Below are 19,345 nucleotides of genomic sequence, written 5' to 3' on the forward strand. Positions count from 1 at the left end.
GTCCCCTCCTCTGTCACTTTATTTTTTAAAGAACAATTTATAAGAGGAATAGCCAAAGACATCTCCTGGATTAATGCCTTCAATCCCCTCTAATTGATGCTTTTCAAATTGGTTAGATGCCATTTCCTTTAACATCACTGATGTCATTTCATCCTCTGCAAGCTCCTTTGGATACATCCATTTCGCTTCTAATAATTCTTTTTCCTGAATACAAATCTTCTGCTGCTCATCCTTCATCCGACAATAAAAAATCGCCATATTATCACTAATGTCACCACGAATCACACCCGTTCGAAAACCAATTAAGCCTGATACGTAGCAATCGATACCCGTTTCTTCTTTTAATTCGCGAACAACAGCTTCATCTACTGTTTCGCCTGCATTGACAAAACCAGCCGGCAATGACCATCTTCCCTTTAATCCGCTATATGCCTTTTTGACAACTAGCCATTGTCCTAACTCATTTACTGTTACCCCTGCAACACCTAACCAAACTTTTCCTCTATCTTTTTTCATAAGCTTCACCCCTATATCACTATTATAACGGCCAATTTTCCATATATAGAAGTATTAAATCAGAATTTTATGGCTACTTCACAATCGAAAAATACACATATACACTAATTTGTAAATATCTTACACTTTATAAAGAGCGGAATATTCACTCTATTGCAAGGAGGAGATTTATGTTAAACGAATTATCACCTAATGCAAAACTTTTTATTATAGCGATAGTGTTACTTTTACTATTGCCCTTCATTGTTTTCTTGTTGCCATTCACCATTTCCCAAACATTTTATTTTAGTAAAGATAATATCGTGCTGATTACTCCAACAAGCAACTTCACTATGCTTTTCCTAGCAATCGCGTTCATTATTTTAACGTTGATCATGCTTGGATTTAAAAGAAATAAATACACCTATTTGATTTCGATTATAACAATCGTGAGCGGTCTGATTTTAGGCTATTTTTCTCTTTTAAGTTATATCGCTATACAGAATACACAAATTGTTTTCAAAGAATTTCATCATCAAATTACATATGAATGGCAGGATATTAAGGAAGTCATTTATGAGTATGAAATAGGTGCAGCAGGCACTTATTACTTCCAAACGAACAATAACGAAAAGTTTGTTATTAGAGAAAACGGACAATTTGGCTTAGATGAAAAAAGCGCCATTTACAATTTAGCAAATGACAATAGCGCTACATTCGTAGAGCGCGAGAAGGTAAAGTAACTGATTTTTAAAAAAGGCCACTTTCGCGCTGTAAAATGTACCCTATAAGATAGACACTTAAAAAAAGTCTCTCTTATAGGGTACTTTTATTTATAATGAACATAACAACTAGATGGAGCAGAACTTATGTCAAAGAAACTATTTACTAATCAAGAACAAAAATTACTCAAGAAACATCCTTATGTAAAGGCTGTTAGTGAAAAAGGAATTACTTACACAGATGAATTTAGAGCACTAGCTATTGCAGAATATGAAAAAGGCAAATGTTCACGTGAAATCTTTGAAGATGCAGGCTTCGATATCGACCTGGTAGGGATTCATCGAGCGAAATCAGCTTTAAAACGTTGGCGAGCAGCTTATAAAGAAAAAGGTGTTTCAGGGCTTGAAGACACACGTAAATATCATTCAGGACGTCCACTTGAACGTGAACTAAGTTTAGAAGAAAAAAATACTAGATTAGAAGCACAAATCGCCCTTCTTCGTGCAGAAAATGAACTTCTAAAAAAGATAGAATTAGCAGAAAGAGTGTTGAGAAAGAAAAAGGAAAACTAACAGCGGAACAGAAATTTCAACTGATCCACACCGTTATCCAAAAATATAAATTAAAGCGAATGGTACGTTATCTTTGCCAGTTAGTTGGGGTTTCTCGTTCAGGCTACTATCGTTACTTCACAGAAGAGGCAGAAATGAAAAGACAAACACTCCATCAAGCAGATGAGAAAGTCAAAGAAATCATTTTAAAAGCTTTCCATTTCCGTCGACGTCCAAAAGGAGCTCGTCAAATTAAAATGACGTTAGAGCAACAGTATCAAATCACCTATAACTTGAAACGTATTCGTCGTATTATGAAGAAGTTTCAAATCGTTTGCCCCATTCGAAAAGCCAATCCATATCGACGAATGGCCAAAGCGACAAAGGAACATCGGACATTACCGAACCTGCTAAACCGCCAATTTAAGCAAGGGGTAGCTGGGAAAGTATTATTAACAGACATCACCTATTTGAGTTATGGAAAAGGTAAACGCGCCTACTTGTCTACAATTAAAGATGCGGAAACCAATGAAATTCTGGCATATGAAGTATCTGATAAAATAACGCTAGATATCGCCCTAAATACACTAAGGAATTTGAAGAAGAATGGTATCAAACTAGCAGAAAATGCATTCATCCACTCGGATCAAGGCTTCCACTATACCAATCCCCAATTCCAAAAGCTTGTAAAGGAAATGGGACTAAATCAATCCATGTCACGTCGAGGTAACTGTTGGGATAACGCTCCTCAAGAATCGTTCTTTGGGCATTTTAAAGATGAAACAGATTTTAAATCATGTGAAACACTAGAAGATGTCATACGAGAAATCAAAAGTTATATGACCTATTACAATCATTATCGGGGTCAATGGAACTTAAAAAAGATGACGCCTGCACAATACAGACTTCATCTTCTTCAAGTTGCCTAGAGCTTTTTTAAAAATGTCCTTTACAAAGGGTACACTTTACTGAACGAAAGTGGCTTATGAAATGTAGCCTACCTGCAAAATAGTACTCTACATTTTTATGTTATAAACTTTGTTATTCATGTGCACCATACATTTTCGAATACTTATGCTTCCAACTGCTCGATATCCCAATTAAGCTTTAATATATTTTTTAATCGGATGACCTGATCTTCTCCAATTGTATTGACCAGTTGTTTTTCTATTTCTGCTTTACATAATTGATTTTTTTTATAGCAATCTTCACCAAATTCAGTCATTCGAATAGCTTTATGTTTTTTACTATGTTCGACACTCATAACTGTCACCAACCCTTTAACTTCCAAACTCTTTATTATTTTATGGGTTGCTTGTCTAGAAAATTTAACATTTTTAGCTACATCTGAAATCGTAAGTTGTTTTCGATAAATTATCCCCAAAATATACCATTCCGAATTTGAAATATAAATATCGTTATGCTTATTCCACTTCTCTTCAGCAAATCTTCGAAGTAGTTCGTGACGTTCGCTCAACAAATCAATTACATCTCGATTCTGCAATTCGTCCTTCAACTAGTTCACCTTCATTTCCTATTTTTCGTTATTAATATACAAAAAACAGCAGCAGTCGTCAACTAAGTTGACAAAAACCTTTTAATTGCTTACAATAGATTTAGTCAACTAAGTTGACAATATAGTTTGTTGGAGGGGATATACATGTACAACGTTGGCGATGTAGTCATTTACTCATCACATGGACTTTGTTCTATTGAAGATATTTGTGAACAAACCTTTAACGACATTACTAAATCTTATTATGTTTTACAACCACTAAATGAACCGCAATTAATCATTCGTACCCCTATTGACAATTCCAAAAAACAGCTTAGAGATGTTATTAAAAAAGAAGAAGCCCTTAGTATTTTACATTCATTCACATCACCTGGTGTGGAATGGATTGAACAAAATACACATCGAATGAGATTTCATTTAGAAATCATTAAATCTGGCAATCGCCAAAAACAAGCAAAGCTGTTAAACACATTGTTACGAAAAAAGCTCGAATATAAGACCAATGAAAAAAAATTCCCTAACCAGGAAGAAAAATTATTGCAATCTTTACAAGATACTATCTTTTCAGAGTTTTCCATAGCTCTTAATAAACCATCCGATGAAATTTATGATTATGTATTAACACAACTTCACTAATTGTGAATTATCGGTGCAGTAATAAGGTCACGATTAGAAATAGTCGTGGCTTATTCTTATTTAGAAAGAAATATAAAAAGGTTCTGCTCCATAGTTTAAGCAAAGTAATAGTTCATGTTTAAAATCTTCATTTTCTATTAATAGTAAAGCCTCCTCAACATCAAAAAAACCGACCTCTAAACTTTCACAACTCGTTTGTAATTCACCGCCAACAGGAGTTCCTAACCACCACATATTACAAACACTATTTTTTATTTCTTGTGAAACCCCACAAAACTTTAGAATTTCGATTTCAATTCCAGTTTCCTCTTTTACTTCTCTAATAGCTGTATCTTTTAATGTTTCATTTTTTTCTACACATCCACCTGGTAATTCCCACCCTCTAATAGGATCTTTTTTTAAAAGTAATTGATTTTGCTGATTTAAAATAACAGCACCTGACGTTACGGTAAATGTATGAATGTTTGCTCAACACCTTTTCATTTAATTTTAGTAAGTGCATTTTTTATTGTGTATAGCATTTTTACCAATTACCTAACATTATTACTGTTTCATTTGGAACTGATTCTGGTCATCCATATCGTCTGCTATAACAGTGAAATATGGTCAAGCGTATTCAAACCCTCTCACGTTCAGTCATCATGGCTCAAAAGAAATAACAAATCTATACACCCCCCTAAAATGGCATATATTGTTAACATAGATTCATTCCACATAAAAGGAGGTAAAAAAATTTGAACATTCAAACATATCAAATCTCGACCGATCTTAATATTGTACGTTGGGAATCTATTGATAGTATTAGTGAAAAGATTAATGAAGTTAGGAACTCTCAAAAGCAATATACGAATGATGTAATTGAAATTCATCAAGTTGTTGATTTTGGTCGGATTACAGAAGGCTCACCACATAAAATACTAATTATTTTTAATTGCAAAAGAGATTTAGATAATCTTGGAGAGAAAATAATTTTATAAGTTATTTTTAGAAATCAAATTACTAATCAATACAGTAAGGATCTCAATGTTGTCATTTTAGTTCTGTACAGTACTCTCACACCCATTGAGAAATGAACAGACGAATAATCGTTCATCTCGATACGTTGAGAGGTGTAGAATATTCTATCCGCAATAAGAAGTCATACATGATGTGGAGGTAGAAAATTGATTATTTTTGCGTTTATTATCGTTTACTTCATGCCTATACTCGGGATCATTTTTTGTTTAAATCTTGTCAGCATTTTAACTAAAATTGAGAAGGATGAAAAGACAACGAAGAATACATTTTGGCTTACACTATCATTCGTTCTAATAATTTGGTCTATAGCCATGGGAACTATTATGAAATGACCATCACCCATCAAAACTAGAGGCTTGTGGTTAGGTTATTTCTTCTCCAGAAAACCATACAAAAAAGCCTCTTCAATTTGCTATGTTTTCCAACATACAAATCAAAAAGGCTTAGTATCTACAAACATCTAGATAGTTTATTTTTAATCACAAATCTCAGGCGTACCTTCGCGTTTTGCTGTTTTGAAAGACGTGCCACAGCCACATGATGCGATAGCATTTGGATTGTCGATTGTGAAGCCTCCGCCCATTAGCGATTGCTTATAGTCAATTTTTGTCCCCGTTAAAATCGGCGCATCTTCACGGGAAACAAGAATTGTTAAACCATGTTGTATATCTTCAAAATCATCTTCTTTTTTCTCTTTATCAAAATGCATACCGTATGATAGGCCACTGCATCCGCCACCATTTACAACTACACGTAAAAACGAACCTTGCTCTTCATTGTGCTCCATCATTTCATTAATATGAAAACTAGCCGCTTCAGTAACTTCAATTACTTGCTTACTTGTCATCCCAATCACCTTCCTTCTTACTTATTATCATATCAATTTTGACTATTGTATGACAAACATTCAGCTCCAACAGGATTTTGGTTCATTATTAATAGTTAAGGATAACATTTGTTAAAACGTATGCTAAATAGTTGATTTTGGGACGACAGGGCGACTACTTGGGCTTACCCGATCACTTTTCGCGATACCTGATCACTTCCGGGGCTTACCCGATCACTTCTGGGGCTTACCCGATCACTTCCGGGGCTTACCCGATCACTTTTCAGGGACGCGCCCAGTTGGAACGGAAATCAACCTCACATGATCGTGACAAACCTGATTATTAGTAAAAATTCTAATATTTTTCACATTAATAGTATTTTTTATTCATGTTTATGAAATTTACATTGGTATAATAGTTGTAATAAGTCGATGAAAGAGGTATAAAATATGGAGATTTCACCTTATTACGAAAAAAAAATTCAATGTCTTAATTGCAAAAAAGAATTTCCAACATTAAAAGTACGCTCTAAATTCATTAAAGTAGATCATACAGAAACAGATTTTCATCCTATTTATGCAGACGGTGTAAATGCCCTTTATTATAATGTATTTGTTTGTGAACATTGCGGATTTTCATTTACAGAAGACTTTTCAAAATATTTTGCCCCTGGCACGCAAGATGATATTCGTACGCAAATTACAGAAAAATGGGTGCACCATGATTTTAATGGCGAACGCACTGTATTCCAAGCAATACAAGCATATAAATTAGCATTCCTTTGCGGTACGATTAAGAAAGAAAAATTTGTCGCTATAGCTGGGCTTACATTACGTCTTGCATGGCTATATCGTTCACTAAAAAACAAAGGCCAAGAGCAACGTTTTATGACAATGGCTCGAGATTACTATATGGATTCTTATTCAACTGAGGATTACAGCTCAACGCAAATGTCAGATATACGAATTATGTATATGATTGCCGAACTATCACGACGTATCGGTGATTTAGAAAATGCTACACGCTTCTTTTCAAAGGTCATCGAAAAGCAAAGTATTGGTGGAGAAGCGAAAATCATTGATATGGCTAAGGAACAATGGGCTATTATTCGAGAAGAGAAAGAACACGCCCGCCATGTTTAAGAAAAAAAGTTCTAGCCTGAATGTATCAGCTAGAACTTTTTTAAGTTGTTTTAGAATACTTGCTCTACTTCAATAATACCTGGTACTTCTTCTAATAATGCGCGCTCGATACCAGCTTTAAGTGTAATTGTTGAACTTGGGCAACTACCACATGCACCTAATAAACGTAATTTTACAATGCCGTCTTCTACATCTACTAATTCACAGTCTCCACCGTCACGTAGTAAGAATGGGCGTAATTTATCTAATACCTCTTGAACTTGATCGTTAATTGTTGCTTCTGCCATTTGTCTCGACTCCTTTCCTTATAATGATTATAATGTTAGCAACAGAAAAAATCCAATATAGAATCACGAGGAGTGGAAATGAAATGAATCAAACGAAACCAATGATTGAAATTTACGGAACAGCGGTAATCTGCGCAAGTTGTGTCAATGCGCCATCTTCGAAGGATACATATGAGTGGCTACAAGCAGCCATAGATCGAAAATACCCAAACCAAGGATATGATATTCGCTATATCGATATTGAAGGACCAATTGAGAATGAGCGCGATCAAGATTATGCTACACGCATTCAAGAAGATGAATTTTTTTATCCACTTGTCCTTATAAATGATGAAGTAGTGGGCGAAGGCTATGTACAATTAAAGCCTGTATTTACTGCACTTGAAAATTTAGGTTTCGTTCCTGACGAAACCGTTTAAAAGAAATAAAAGGAATTGTTTCAAAAGTAAATTTTGAAACAATTCCTTTTTATAATAAATTAATCATTTTGACGTTTGTAGTACCATAATAATCCTGATTTCATCAAGCGTGCAATACGTCCTGTTACTGTTGTATCTGCTAAATAAACAAAGCCTTGTTTTTTACCAAGAGCTCCCATGAACCCTTTTAATTTAATATCAGGCATTTTCTCAGGTAAGCTTTCGCCTTTCCAACGCATGCGAAGTACTTTGACGATTTGTTCTGCTTGCTCCTCTGCTAACTGCGCAGTTGGAGGTAGTTCTGAAGCAGCACAGTCACCTACAACATATACATGCTCATCATCAAGAAGATTGAAATACTGTGTTACAAGCGGACGCCCTTGTCTATCTTTCTCAACTTCTAAATCGCGAACAATTTTGACAGGCTGTACACCAGCAGTCCAAACTACAGAATCAAGTGCAATTTCTTCTTCGTGATTGTAAATTTTACCTTGATCAATTTTTGTAATATTTGAATTGGCAATGACTTCGACATCATGTTTTACAAACCAGTCTTTTACATATTTACTTAACTTTTCTGGAAAGTCCTTCAAAATACGAGGACCACGGTCGAATAGCTTTATTTTTAAATCTGATCGACTTTCACGCAACTCACTTGCAAGCTCAATACCACTTAAGCCAGCTCCTACAATTCCGACTGTAGAGCCTGCTGGTAAACCACAAAGTGCTTGGAATGTTGAACGTGATTTCGCCATTGTCTGAATGCTATATGTGTACTCCTCTGCACCTGGTACACCATGATATTTATCCTCACAGCCAAGACCAATTACTAAATCATCATATTCAATATGTTGTCCATTTTCTAGAATGACTACTTTTTCCGTACGATTAATTTCAACAACTTCTCCGTATACAGCCGATAAACGTTCATGCTCTGGGAAGCTTACACGAATTTCTTTATCTGTTGCAGTCCCTGCTGCTAATGCGTAAAATTCTGTTTTTAAACTATGGAAAGGCGCTCTGTCTACTAGCACGATTTCTGTGTCTAATGGAACGTTTGGTAATAATCGAAGCATAAGACGCATATTGCCGTAGCCGCCACCTAAAAGTACTAATTTTCCCATAATAGTCTCCTTTTATATCTCTTATATTAATTGTTCACAAAGTATCCACAAATGAGTATAACCGATTGTGAGAAGTTTCACAATATCAGAATGCAATTTTGTGAAAGATTTCACAAAATAAATGCTAACTTGCTTTTTTCGAACGATTTCTACATCATATTGTCGCTATTGTTCGAATTTTCCTTAAATACTGTTTTCTTCTCTTCACTTTTGTAAAGATAGTTTAAATCATTGGCGTGCGCACAATTTTATCACTTAGTATCTGCTTTTATCTCATGATTAACTCAAATCATTGACGAATGTTTTAAAAGCTAGTAGCATTACTTTGGTGAGGTGACATGTATGAATCCAATGGTTGAATTTTGTATAAGTAATTTGGCAAATGGCTCTCAAAAAACTTATGAAATACTAGAGCGTGATCCGAACATCGACGTTTTGGAATACGGCTGCCTTAGTTACTGTACAAAATGTTCTGAATCATTTTATGCAATCGTCAATGGTGAACTAGTTGAGGCTGATTCTCCTGAAGAGTTGACGAAAGCCATTTATCAATTTATCGAAGAAAATCCGTTATGGTAATGAAGGCATAATACCTCATTCATAAAATGATGAAACACTTACTAATACTAAATTTGAACATAAAAAAAGGATGTTATGCCAAAAAAAATCGACATAACATCCTTTTTTTATGTTTGAACTAATCAATTAAAGCATCTACCACATAGGTAGGTTGCTGCTCCTTCTCAAGTACAGCCTTTGTTGGTGTAACACCCGTATTTACATGGATTGTGTCACAGCCAAAACGAATTCCACACATAATATCTGTGTCGTAATTATCGCCAATCATCACCATTTCATCTTTCTTAAAGCCATGCTCTGTTGCAATGACTTCAAGCATTGCAGGTGATGGTTTACCAATATAGATTGGCTCAACGTCTGCAACCTCACCTACTAATCGGGCAAAGGACCCATTACCTGGTAAAAAACCATGTTCTGTAGGGAATTTAATATCTTGATTCGTTGCTATAAACGTCGCACCATTTTGCACAGCAACTGTCGCCTTAGCGAGTGCCATATAATCTAGATTTCGATCAATGCCCATAACAAATACCTCTGGCTCATCCTCAGTAGGTTCAATACCTTCATTAAATAACGCTTTACGAATACCATCAGAACCTAACATGGCTACTTTTTTGCCCGGGAAATTCAAGGCTACATATTTTGCTGTAACTAATGCACTAGAGTAAATATGCTCTAACGGTGCATTCACACCTATAGCACTTAAAGCTTCTTGCAATTGCTCTCTTGTTTTAGAAGAATTGTTTGTTACGTAAAATGGCTCAAATCCAGCTTGTTGTAACCGATGAATAAAAGTAATCGCAGAAGGAATGCCATCCTTTCCACGATACACTGTACCATCTAAATCAAAGCAATATGCCTTGTAGGTTTTCATTGACGATCCTCTGGTAAAAATGCTGAAACAGGGCCGAGTTCATTTGTTACATAACTATTCACAGCTGGAGAGAATTGCTTTAATGCTGGTAAAGTCGTTGTTAACACATTAACAACTTCCTGAACATCTACATCTATAAATTCACGAACAAGCATTTTACGTAAGCCAACTACTGCTTTTAATGGTGCTTCCATTTCAGTAGATACGACTTTTTCATCGATTAAAATATCAATAATATCCTCATAGCTTCCTGGATCACGCATAATGAAACCGTCAATCATTAAATTTCCTACATCCATCATTGACTCCATCACATTGTGACCAATTCGCCCGATTGCTAATTTCTTAATATCATTTTCTAGCCAGCTATCTTCTGACTCTAAAATTGCTAATAGTCCATCTAAGTACTGTAAGTTTTTTGTGATTTTATTACGATCTACAAAATACACAAGGAAAGCCCCCATTCAAATCTTTAAAAGTTGATAGTCATTTCTCTTCTATAGTACCATATCTATAGGACTGGAAGGAGATTAAAAGATGGAACGTTTTTTTTTATATGATGATGTAGAAGATACGAAAACACGCTTTGTTAGTTTTGCAGGGAATAAGTTACGTTATGATTTAGCCATTTTGCAATCGGGCCGTTTCTTTGGAAAAGTGCTTGTCATGGATATTCAATTTGGACGCTTTGCTATAATTGGTCCAGATGATGTAGAAGAGCCTGGCTATCTTGAACACGTATACAATCGCACAGAGGAAGATACGGTCGAGCTACGGGAATATTTACGTGAATTATTAAATTAACACCCTTCAAAGTGGGTGTTTTTTGTATAGCCATTAAGAATTTAATACAAAAAAATTCCGCTTTTCTGCGAACATAGGGTTCTACTTTGCGCACTGAGCAACAGAAGGTTGGCGGAATTTTTTTGTAAATATCTTAAGTATCAATGATGCCTCGACGGATCGTGCTCCTATTTTTCATTATTTAATTTAGCAGGATTATCCTTATTGCGAGGCTTGTCTTTGTTTTCATTGTCGTTTTGTTTTTTGGCTTGTTGATTTTGCCCAATTACTCCTAAGTCATCAACACTAATATCAAAGCCAAAACCATATTCTTCTCGATCTAACGATTTTTTATTTTCTTTAGTCAAATTAATCACCTCCAATAAATAAATTATCCTTTTTCACATGATTTATACGCTTTGTCTTTCCAATTCAACAATACTAGCGTTAGGCTGTTGCATCTTTAATAATCCAATCAGCAGCACTAATTAAATCTGGAAAAATCGCATCTGCCAGCGGATCTTTCTCACCTAAAAATACTCCCTTAGTTCCTGCTCGTTTGCCTGCTATAATATCTGTATCTGTATCTCCCACCATATAGGATTTTGCCATGTCTATATTATATTTTTCACCAAGATCGACGATTAATTTACTATTGGGCTTACGGCAGGCACAGCCCGACTTTGGTTTATGGGGGCAATATACGACTTCGTGAATAATGGCCCCTTCCTTCTTCAATTCTTTTATCATATGCTCATGTATTTTTTGTAGCTGCTTTTCTTTCATAAACCCCAATCCAACGCCACCTTGATTGGTTACTACAAAAATATAGTCGAAGTATTTATTCAATTTTTTTATAGCTTTCGAAACATGCGGCAAGAAATAGAGATCCTTAGGTTTATTGACAAATTTAACGCGATCCGTTAATACTTCATTGATGACCCCATCACGGTCCAAAAATACAGCTTTTTTCATCTAAACAACACACACCTTTAATATAAAATAAGTAGGTTAGTATAATAGCCAAATATACAGGTTCATCTCCATAGCGTGAGGTTGATTTCCGTTCCGGCTGGGCGCTTTCCTGGGGGCGTCCGATGAGCCGCTTCACTCGCGATGCTCGCTCCAGGGTCTCGGGCCAACACGATGTTGGTCACGAAGGCGTTATCACAGGATGTGATGGTTTTAGCCTTCGTTCCTCTATCGCTGATCCCCAAGGAGTCGCCCAGCCTCCACTCCAATCAACTTATATCAATGGAATATGTTTTATCAGTGTCATCCCAACTTTGGTGAAAAGCCAAAAATAAAACAATTTTTTGCATTCACTTTTATTATTACCAAATTTAAAAAACCTATCACTACAAAGTAAAAACCTGATGCAAAATTTGCATCAGGTTTTTAAAGTTTATTCTGCTATTTGTGCATTCTCAACAAGCTTTGTCACTTCATGATCTTCATTTACTACAGCTTCTGGCTGTTGAGTAGATTTACCGGATTTTCGCAAGACGAAATATGCACAGCCAAAATTACAATACTCAAATAAGTAATCTTGTAGTGTACTAATCTTCGTATCGAAAGTGGCTTTCTGATTTTTATCGTCAAAAAAGCCTTTTAAGCGTAATTGACTATAGCCCCAGTCGCCCACAATATAATCATATCTGGCTAAAATATCTGAGTATCGTTCCTTGAATACTTCCTCTTGAAAAGCTTCTTTGTAATCTTCAATAATCTCGTATTCATATCCTTCAATATTGATCAAAGTGACACCGCCTTCTATTTCAACATTTGTTTTTACTGTTCTGCTTGTAGCTGACGTTCTTTTGTTGCTTCGTTAACTTGTTCATCAGCATGATAGCTACTACGTACAAGTGGGCCTGCTTCACAATGCTTAAACCCTTTTTCCATTGCGATTTTACGCAGTTTACCAAACTCTATTGGAGAATAATACTTTTTAACAGGCAAATGCTTTTTCGTTGGCTGTAAGTATTGACCAATTGTCATAATATCTACGTCGTTTGCTCGTAAATCGTCCATAACTTCTAAAATTTCTTCATGTGTTTCACCTAAGCCGATCATTAATGATGACTTTGTAGGGATGTCTGGCTGCATTTCTTTTGCCAGACGAAGAAAATCTAATGAACGCTCATACTTTGCACGTGCACGTACTCTTGGCGTTAAGCGACGCACTGTTTCAATATTATGATTCAAAATATCTGGCTTTGCATCCATTAACATTTGAAGGTTCTCTTGCAAACCACCTAAATCAGACGGTAAAACTTCAATCGATGTAAACGGACTTTTACGACGAATTGCACGGACTGTTTCAGCTAATACTTGCGCACCGCCATCCTTTAAGTCATCACGTGCTACCATTGTAATAACAACGTGCTTCAAGTTCATAATAGCTACAGAATCTGCTACTCGTTCTGGCTCAGCTAGGTCTAATTCATTTGGTAAGCCTGTTTTAACAGCACAGAAACGGCAAGCACGCGTACAAACAGATCCAAGGATCATCATTGTCGCTGTACGTCGTTCACCCCAGCATTCATGAATATTAGGACAGCGTGCTTCCTCACATACTGTATGCAGATTTTTTTCACGCATGAGCTTCTTTAGCCCTTTATATTCATCATTTGTGTTTAATTTAATTTTTAACCAATCTGGTTTTCTTAAATATTCTTCTTTTCCTTTGCTTGTAGGTTTACAAGATGTCATACGGATATCGCCCCTATCAAATATGTGCAGTTTTTATATTACTATCTTTACTGTTGTCAATGTAACATAATAAATGAACTCCAACAACTATCATAATCAATTTTGCCTCGGCAAAATTGCGTCCGGAACCGGCTTTGTGCTTAGGCCTGCAAATGCTTTTTTGCACGAAAGCGTAGTGCTAACCTAGCGGCAGCAACGTGTTTTTGTCTGTGCGAAAGCAAAGCGTCAGCAAAAGGGTTTTATCTGCGCGAAAGCGAAGCGTCAGCGGCAACAACATGACGTTGATCACTCAGTCGTTGCCACAGGACGTGGCGTTCTTAGACTGAGTTCCTCTATTTCAGCGGGTGTTTGGAAACCTGTACCTGTCGCTACGCTTTCGGTACAAAAGACATTCACCGAAAGAAGGCAAACATTTCTACTTTTTAGGAGAGACAGGTACTTGAATGGAAGGTGTCTCTTTACTACCATTTGAATAAACATCTGGAACTGCCCCCCTGACTAAGCCCATTGCCACCGGAATATCCTGAGTAACTGTAGTAGTTTTACTAGCAAAAGGGACAATAATTTGCACATTTACTTCTATATGAATCCCTACCGTCATATACGCACTATTTATACCAAATTCTTCTATTGAAGAAGTAACTTCACTATGCACATTGCCAATGACATGAAAGCGTATCGGAATTTTAGGTCCTAAATTCCCGATTAAAGGGATATTAGCCGCCTGACTCAACGGCATATAAAAAACTACCCCATTCCCTTCATTAATCTTGTTATAATCATATTCAACATCATCAACATTTGGCAAATGCGACAACTCCCCTTGCTCTGCCTGCTCTAAATACAATTTTACTTGATTGACCGTTTCTGTCCGAACTCGATTAATCGTTTCTGTATTAACTTTCAAATCAGCATGGTTGCCAGGGGATACTTCTACAAGAATATCATTAACATCCATAACACTTGATGTACGAGAATCAATCGCTTTACTCACAACCGAAGATGCAATCTTAGCCGTTTGTATTTCAGCATAATCTAAATAGGTCGGCATAAGCTTCGCATTTAAATAATAAATAAATAAAAAAACACCGATAATAACAAACACAATTACTAAGGTTAATCGATTCAACCGATTCCCCTTTTTTCTATACGTGCCGTGATTACTATATGATCGTAATTTCATTCGTTTTCGAGGGAAAAACAAAAAATCTCCTCCTGTTCCTTAACGTATGAACAGGAGGAGATTTTTATTCGATTTTCAATGGTACAATATAGTCCACTTCAACGCTTTCTATTATTACGGTTGGATAGTCCACTAGATTAATTTCATATGTAGCTGCTAATAGTTGATTTTGTTCCTCAAAAATACGAATCCACGGTAAAGCTGGATTCAATGTATTTTGTCTTGATACAATACCTCGACGCCCATCCAATAATTTCAAAATAACACCTTTAGGATAATGGACAACAGACCTTTTCAATGCATTCACAATACGTGCTTCGTATATAGTTCCAGCACCTGCTTCTAAAATGGCTAGGCCCTGAGAAGGTAGCATTTTTTCACGATATACACGACTTGTAGTCACCGCATCAAAGACGTCTGCTACACCAATAATTTTGGCAAACGGATGTATTTCAAAATCAACTAAGCCCCGTGGATAGCCACTCCCATCAATCCGTTCATGATGTTGGAAGGCACAATGTGCAACAATCAATGAGATAGAATGTAAATTACGTAACAAATCAAAACCATATCGAGCATGCTGCTTCATCGTTTCAAATTCCTCATACGAAAGGCGAGCAGGCTTTGTCAGAATATCTTTTGGTACCATAAGCTTCCCTATATCATGTAACAATGCACCAATTCCAATTAATCGTAAATCTTCAGCTGAGTATCCAAGCTCTTTAGCAATCGCTATCGAATAAAGTGTGACTTGAAAGGAATGTTGATATAAATATTCATCAAATAAATACGCATCTGTTAGTATTGTTAAAATTTCATCATTACCTCTAACTGCCAACAGTAACTCATCTACAATTGAGACAATTGCTTTTGATTGTTGGTCAAGCACATAAGAGGCATTTACTGGATTTAAACCATCGATTGATTGGAAAGAATCTTTAATGGTTGAAATTGCTTTGTTTCGAATAACAGTTGGAACTGTTTCTTGTACCTCAATCCCCTCAGAAATTTTATCGTCAATATATATATAATGCATATTTAATTGTTGAAGTCTTTTTATGATACGTTCATTAATGACAACATCTTTCTTTAAAAGAGGATGCCCCGCCTCATTCCAAATGGTTCTTGCTAATACCATTCCTTCTTTTAATACATCGATTGAAATTAATCGCATGACCTTTTCCCCAATCCATTCTAAAAGCATTTTATCTACTATTACTTAAAGAATCTTTGACCATAATCTATCATAATGTTTCGTAAAAATTCTGGTAGAATATATTTTTTCTTAGCATATTTAAAGCTTGGATAAAAATAACCGAACGTAAACAAATCTAGTGTTACTAATTTATAAATTCGATCATTATCTGCTAGCTTCCCATTGATAAGTAATTGCCGATCTTCATTCATTGAAAAGCCATAAGTTAACATCTTCCCAAAAATAACGCCTCTAAACCCTAATCCTTTTAGCTCAATATAAGGCCATTCTTCATTTTTAGATTGCTGAAAAATTTCTTTCATTTCAGCAACTGATAATTCAATCGTACATACATTTATAGGATGTGGGAAAATTCTATGCAAATCTAGTGCTGTCACTGTTCCCTTAGGCAAACCATCTAAAAAAATACCCGCGTTAAATAACGCACAATCTGCTCCACTTTTCTCTAAAATCGCACGTGCGAACAAATCGGATAATTGTGAATAATGGAACCATTCCTTGTTGTACGATTTTTCCGTAGTGAATACTGGAATATCAAGTAATCGTTTGCCTTCCTTTTCAAAAGATTGAACAATTTCATGTTCATTCTTAATTGCAGGCAAATCATTATTATGAATTAACGTATCCTTTTTTTCAATAATTTTCCTAGATTTTGTATTATATTCTAACATAAGATGGCCAGTATATTGTCCAAATTTCCCTCCACCTGTTAATAAAACGCCATTAATTAGCTTTCCATTAGGGAGAACGTGATGTGTATGTGAGCCAAATATAACATCTATTTCTGGGCATTCCTCAGCTAAAAGCTCATCCTCTGATATCCCTAAATGTGACAAACAAACAATTATATCTACTTCTTCCCGAAGCTGAAGTGCTAAGCGAATGAGTGTACTTCGTGCCTCATCTATCTCCCAGTCTAATTCGTTATAATAAATTTCAAACATAGCCGTTGCTGCAATGACTGCAACCTTTGTGCCATAAGCTGTTGTTAATACAACATACTGCTTCATCCACGTTGGATTTGATCCTTGAGAGGCATTCACATTAGCAACTACTACGTCAAAAGTTGCTTCATCATACAAATGGTACAGCTCCTCATGGGACAATGTTATACCTTCATTATTACCAATTGTTACTACGTCGTAGCCCGCTTCATTCAATAACCTCACATTGCCCTTACCGACTGTTGCTTCCGTATAAATATTTGAACGATCTAAATGATCGCCGACATCAAATAAATAACATGTTTCTCCCATGGTTGTAAGCTTCGTACGCATTTCTTCCACATAGGTTTGCATCCGTGACCAATACTTAAAATGACTGTGCAAATCATTCGTGTGAAAAATATGAATTTTTTCCAGCAATTAAGCCACCTCTTCTTTAAAATAGCTTCTATGTCTGTAGAAGACTTTCTATCAAAGTCATCTTTACTTTTCGGACCTATAGACATCAAAAATCAATATTACATTAAACCTTCGATAATAGAACGAATTCCTAATAATAATAAAATAACTCGAAGCGCTACTACAAGCGTATCTGATTTAATTCTTTTATTTAATGCTGCCCCTAGTTTTGCTCCAATATAAGCTCCTGGAATAACAGGAATCGTATAGAGCCATGGAACGTGTCCTAAATAAATATGACTCGCTGAATTAACAATCGACGATAAAAATACCATGAACATCGATGTTGCCACTGCAACGTGTGGTGGGAATAAAAATAAAATAATCATGGCAGGTACGATCATCGAGCCTCCACCGATACCAAATAATCCGGAGGCAAAGCCAATGCCAAATGTTAATGCAATAGCAAACCAAATGGGATACCCATATATAATGGTATTTCCTTCTTTATCATTGAATTCCTGTTGCACACCGTTTTTTACAAACCATTCTACAGGTTTCAATCGATCACGTACAAGTAATATCGTCGCTAAAATGATTAGTAAAATACCAAAATACAAATTAAATGATGGTACATCTAGCCCCTTATTTACCCATGCGCCCAGAATCGTTCCAGGAATACTTCCTATAAAAAATATCCAACCACTCTTATAATCAACTGTTTTAGATTTCATATAACTTAATGTAGAGGCAAGTCCAGTGAAAATCATCATGACAACCGATAAACCAACTACTTTTTGAGGAGTGATATCTGGAATCATCCCTAGATTTAATCCAACGTATAACGTTGCTGGGACTAAGATAATTCCTCCACCAAGTCCAACCAACGAGCCAATTACCCCAGATAATAATGCAATAATAGCTAAAACAAAAAATTCCATTATAGTTCCCCTTCAAACATATTTAATTGTTTAGGCGCTAACCCTACATCTCTAATCGCTAAAATCCCTTGTAATTCCTTTGCATTTTTCGCAGCATGAAGCCCTGAATTATTATTAAATAATACATACAGATCCTGTACTTCTGATTGAAGATGTTTCAAATGCTGTCCAAGCTGTTGCAATTCTTCACTATTATAGTCATATAAAAAGCGAACCTTCCGCCAGTTTTCGGCATTACCAGTATTACGCCACCCATGAATGTTACGTCCATGAATACGTACAAGTGCCTTAGTTGCAGTAACCGTAGGATGAAATGGTACAGAACCCACGCCAGCCTGTGGTTCATCACAAATGGTATGAATGAATTGATGCTCTCGTAAAAAATCCATTGTTTGCTGCACGACATTGTCCGCATACCATGTTCGATTACGAAACTCAATAGCTACGTCAAAGCCTTTAAGCTGTTGCCTAATATACAATAAATATTGTACATTCTTAGTCTGACAATCAAACCACGGTGGAAATTGTGCTAGTACCATTGCTAGCTTCCCATGACGTTTAAATTCATTGGCACATTCGATAAAGGCATTAAACATGTCATTCTTCGATTCAAACGGTATGTCACCACGTAAATGACCTGTCATTCCTTGATAGGCCTTCACAACAAAACTAAAATTTTCGGGTGTACCCTCACACCACTTTCGAACATTCTCTTGAGAAGGTATGGCATAAAAAGAAGTATCAACTTCGACCGTTAAAAAATGACCTGTATAATCGAATAATTTGTCCTTTGAGGCAGTCACTTCACTATAAAGCGAAGGATGATCACCCCAACCAGTTAATCCAACTATAATCATGTGACCCCCTCCTCTATGTACATTTATCATAGCATATACTTTCTAATGAAATATGAACGTATCGTAAAAAAACACAGCTAATAAATACGTATAGCAAGATGGATTTTACCATCATTT

At 35.9% G+C, this 19,345-nt stretch carries 27 protein-coding genes; 10 read left to right on the forward strand and 17 right to left on the reverse strand.

Going from position 1 to position 19,345, the window contains the following annotated elements; all coding sequences use genetic code 11:
* Nucleotides 1–18 precede the first annotated feature (18 nt).
* A complete protein-coding gene (locus ACIQ7T_RS06715) occupies nt 19–516 on the reverse strand; it encodes an NUDIX hydrolase (RefSeq protein WP_370078067.1) in 498 nt (165 codons plus the stop codon).
* Nucleotides 517–686: 170 nt separating this feature from the next.
* Between ACIQ7T_RS06715 and ACIQ7T_RS06720 the strand changes: the two genes are divergently transcribed.
* The gene (locus tag ACIQ7T_RS06720; protein ID WP_402869285.1) at nt 687–1,238 is read left to right on the forward strand and encodes a hypothetical protein; all 552 of its coding nucleotides are present in this window, start codon (nt 687–689) and stop codon (nt 1,236–1,238) included.
* Between the two features lie 126 nt (nt 1,239–1,364).
* Nucleotides 1,365–2,698 (forward strand): IS3 family transposase gene (locus ACIQ7T_RS06725; RefSeq protein WP_402869287.1). Its coding sequence is split into 2 segments (ribosomal slippage): nt 1,365–1,752 and nt 1,752–2,698, totalling 1,335 coding nucleotides; the frame shifts between segments, so codons are not numbered across the junction.
* Nucleotides 2,699–2,841: 143 nt separating this feature from the next.
* Here ACIQ7T_RS06725 and ACIQ7T_RS06730 read toward each other — a convergent pair.
* Complete coding sequence (locus ACIQ7T_RS06730; RefSeq protein WP_370078071.1) at nt 2,842–3,285, reverse strand: MarR family winged helix-turn-helix transcriptional regulator; 444 nt, start codon at nt 3,283–3,285, stop codon at nt 2,842–2,844.
* Nucleotides 3,286–3,429: 144 nt separating this feature from the next.
* Between ACIQ7T_RS06730 and ACIQ7T_RS06735 the strand changes: the two genes are divergently transcribed.
* Nucleotides 3,430–3,921 (forward strand): CarD family transcriptional regulator, encoded by a 492-nt coding sequence (locus ACIQ7T_RS06735; protein ID WP_370078073.1) that lies wholly within the window; start codon nt 3,430–3,432, stop codon nt 3,919–3,921.
* Nucleotides 3,922–3,981: 60 nt separating this feature from the next.
* On the opposite strand, the gene ACIQ7T_RS06740 is transcribed toward ACIQ7T_RS06735, so the two are convergent.
* The gene (locus ACIQ7T_RS06740; protein ID WP_402869529.1) at nt 3,982–4,383 is read right to left on the reverse strand and encodes an NUDIX hydrolase; all 402 of its coding nucleotides are present in this window, start codon (nt 4,381–4,383) and stop codon (nt 3,982–3,984) included.
* A gap of 272 nt (nt 4,384–4,655) precedes the next feature.
* Between ACIQ7T_RS06740 and ACIQ7T_RS06745 the strand changes: the two genes are divergently transcribed.
* Nucleotides 4,656–4,898 carry a hypothetical protein gene (locus tag ACIQ7T_RS06745; protein WP_402869289.1) on the forward strand — a complete coding sequence of 81 codons (243 nt, stop codon included), beginning with the start codon at nt 4,656–4,658 and terminating at the stop codon, nt 4,896–4,898.
* Between the two features lie 186 nt (nt 4,899–5,084).
* Nucleotides 5,085–5,270, forward strand: a complete 186-nt coding sequence (locus tag ACIQ7T_RS06750; protein ID WP_402869291.1) for a hypothetical protein — start codon at nt 5,085–5,087, stop codon at nt 5,268–5,270.
* A 143-nt stretch (nt 5,271–5,413) separates the two neighbouring features.
* Here ACIQ7T_RS06750 and ACIQ7T_RS06755 read toward each other — a convergent pair whose 3' ends face one another.
* Nucleotides 5,414–5,785: a HesB/IscA family protein gene (locus tag ACIQ7T_RS06755; protein ID WP_370078077.1), complete on the reverse strand. Its 372-nt coding sequence runs from the start codon at nt 5,783–5,785 to the stop codon at nt 5,414–5,416.
* A gap of 429 nt (nt 5,786–6,214) precedes the next feature.
* On the opposite strand from ACIQ7T_RS06755, the gene ACIQ7T_RS06760 reads away from it, so the two are divergent.
* Entirely contained in the window at nt 6,215–6,907 is a 693-nt protein-coding gene (locus ACIQ7T_RS06760) for a DUF2225 domain-containing protein (protein WP_370078079.1), read from the forward strand.
* A gap of 50 nt (nt 6,908–6,957) precedes the next feature.
* Here ACIQ7T_RS06760 and ACIQ7T_RS06765 read toward each other — a convergent pair whose 3' ends face one another.
* Nucleotides 6,958–7,194, reverse strand: coding sequence for a NifU family protein (locus ACIQ7T_RS06765; RefSeq protein ID WP_010857481.1), 237 nt, complete (start codon nt 7,192–7,194; stop codon nt 6,958–6,960).
* 83 nt (nt 7,195–7,277) lie between these two features.
* Between ACIQ7T_RS06765 and ACIQ7T_RS06770 the strand changes: the two genes are divergently transcribed.
* Nucleotides 7,278–7,613, forward strand: a complete 336-nt coding sequence (locus ACIQ7T_RS06770) for a YuzD family protein (RefSeq protein WP_370078081.1) — start codon at nt 7,278–7,280, stop codon at nt 7,611–7,613.
* A gap of 59 nt (nt 7,614–7,672) precedes the next feature.
* On the opposite strand, the gene ACIQ7T_RS06775 is transcribed toward ACIQ7T_RS06770, so the two are convergent.
* Entirely contained in the window at nt 7,673–8,737 is a 1,065-nt protein-coding gene (locus ACIQ7T_RS06775) for an NAD(P)/FAD-dependent oxidoreductase (protein WP_402869294.1), read from the reverse strand.
* Between the two features lie 342 nt (nt 8,738–9,079).
* On the opposite strand from ACIQ7T_RS06775, the gene ACIQ7T_RS06780 reads away from it, so the two are divergent.
* On the forward strand, nt 9,080–9,316 hold the full coding sequence (locus tag ACIQ7T_RS06780; protein ID WP_285398312.1) for a YuzB family protein: 237 nt from the start codon (nt 9,080–9,082) through the stop codon (nt 9,314–9,316).
* A 118-nt stretch (nt 9,317–9,434) separates the two neighbouring features.
* Here the strand turns inward: ACIQ7T_RS06780 and ACIQ7T_RS06785 are convergent, their stop codons facing one another.
* Together ACIQ7T_RS06785 and ACIQ7T_RS06790 are read right to left on the reverse strand one after the other, a co-directional pair.
* Nucleotides 9,435–10,190 carry a TIGR01457 family HAD-type hydrolase gene (locus tag ACIQ7T_RS06785; protein WP_402869296.1) on the reverse strand — a complete coding sequence of 252 codons (756 nt, stop codon included), beginning with the start codon at nt 10,188–10,190 and terminating at the stop codon, nt 9,435–9,437.
* Nucleotides 10,187–10,639, reverse strand: coding sequence for a DUF86 domain-containing protein (locus tag ACIQ7T_RS06790; protein ID WP_402869298.1), 453 nt, complete (start codon nt 10,637–10,639; stop codon nt 10,187–10,189). Before ACIQ7T_RS06790 ends, ACIQ7T_RS06785 begins: the two co-directional genes overlap by 4 nt.
* A gap of 88 nt (nt 10,640–10,727) precedes the next feature.
* On the opposite strand from ACIQ7T_RS06790, the gene ACIQ7T_RS06795 reads away from it, so the two are divergent.
* Nucleotides 10,728–10,994 (forward strand): DUF3055 domain-containing protein, encoded by a 267-nt coding sequence (locus tag ACIQ7T_RS06795; RefSeq protein WP_068985326.1) that lies wholly within the window; start codon nt 10,728–10,730, stop codon nt 10,992–10,994.
* Between the two features lie 167 nt (nt 10,995–11,161).
* Here the strand turns inward: ACIQ7T_RS06795 and ACIQ7T_RS06800 are convergent, their stop codons facing one another.
* Nucleotides 11,162–11,356, reverse strand: a complete 195-nt coding sequence (locus ACIQ7T_RS06800) for a hypothetical protein (protein WP_142510565.1) — start codon at nt 11,354–11,356, stop codon at nt 11,162–11,164.
* A 64-nt stretch (nt 11,357–11,420) separates the two neighbouring features.
* Nucleotides 11,421–11,948, reverse strand: a complete 528-nt coding sequence (locus ACIQ7T_RS06805; protein WP_402869300.1) for a D-glycero-alpha-D-manno-heptose-1,7-bisphosphate 7-phosphatase — start codon at nt 11,946–11,948, stop codon at nt 11,421–11,423.
* A gap of 122 nt (nt 11,949–12,070) precedes the next feature.
* Here ACIQ7T_RS06805 and ACIQ7T_RS06810 point away from each other — a divergent pair, with 122 nt between their 5' ends.
* Entirely contained in the window at nt 12,071–12,280 is a 210-nt protein-coding gene (locus ACIQ7T_RS06810) for a hypothetical protein (protein ID WP_402869302.1), read from the forward strand.
* A 98-nt stretch (nt 12,281–12,378) separates the two neighbouring features.
* On the opposite strand, the gene ACIQ7T_RS06815 is transcribed toward ACIQ7T_RS06810, so the two are convergent.
* The 7 genes from ACIQ7T_RS06815 to ACIQ7T_RS06845 form a co-directional block, all read right to left on the reverse strand.
* Complete coding sequence (locus ACIQ7T_RS06815) at nt 12,379–12,732, reverse strand: YutD family protein (protein ID WP_370078093.1); 354 nt, start codon at nt 12,730–12,732, stop codon at nt 12,379–12,381.
* A 32-nt stretch (nt 12,733–12,764) separates the two neighbouring features.
* Nucleotides 12,765–13,688: a lipoyl synthase gene (lipA, locus tag ACIQ7T_RS06820; protein WP_370078095.1), complete on the reverse strand. Its 924-nt coding sequence runs from the start codon at nt 13,686–13,688 to the stop codon at nt 12,765–12,767.
* A gap of 415 nt (nt 13,689–14,103) precedes the next feature.
* Entirely contained in the window at nt 14,104–14,871 is a 768-nt protein-coding gene (yunB, locus tag ACIQ7T_RS06825) for a sporulation protein YunB (RefSeq protein WP_402869531.1), read from the reverse strand.
* Nucleotides 14,872–14,935: 64 nt separating this feature from the next.
* Nucleotides 14,936–16,045, reverse strand: a complete 1,110-nt coding sequence (locus ACIQ7T_RS06830) for an HD-GYP domain-containing protein (protein ID WP_402869304.1) — start codon at nt 16,043–16,045, stop codon at nt 14,936–14,938.
* 41 nt (nt 16,046–16,086) lie between these two features.
* The gene (locus ACIQ7T_RS06835; protein ID WP_402869306.1) at nt 16,087–17,451 is read right to left on the reverse strand and encodes a bifunctional metallophosphatase/5'-nucleotidase; all 1,365 of its coding nucleotides are present in this window, start codon (nt 17,449–17,451) and stop codon (nt 16,087–16,089) included.
* Nucleotides 17,452–17,549: 98 nt separating this feature from the next.
* Nucleotides 17,550–18,371 (reverse strand): sulfite exporter TauE/SafE family protein, encoded by an 822-nt coding sequence (locus ACIQ7T_RS06840; protein ID WP_402869308.1) that lies wholly within the window; start codon nt 18,369–18,371, stop codon nt 17,550–17,552.
* The gene (locus ACIQ7T_RS06845) at nt 18,371–19,228 is read right to left on the reverse strand and encodes a DUF72 domain-containing protein (RefSeq protein WP_402869310.1); all 858 of its coding nucleotides are present in this window, start codon (nt 19,226–19,228) and stop codon (nt 18,371–18,373) included. The genes ACIQ7T_RS06840 and ACIQ7T_RS06845 overlap by 1 nt, the downstream gene beginning before the upstream one ends.
* Nucleotides 19,229–19,345: the final 117 nt, after the last annotated feature.

Source organism: Lysinibacillus sp. NPDC096212, assembly GCF_044763105.1.
Lineage (GTDB): Bacteria > Bacillota > Bacilli > Bacillales_A > Planococcaceae > Lysinibacillus.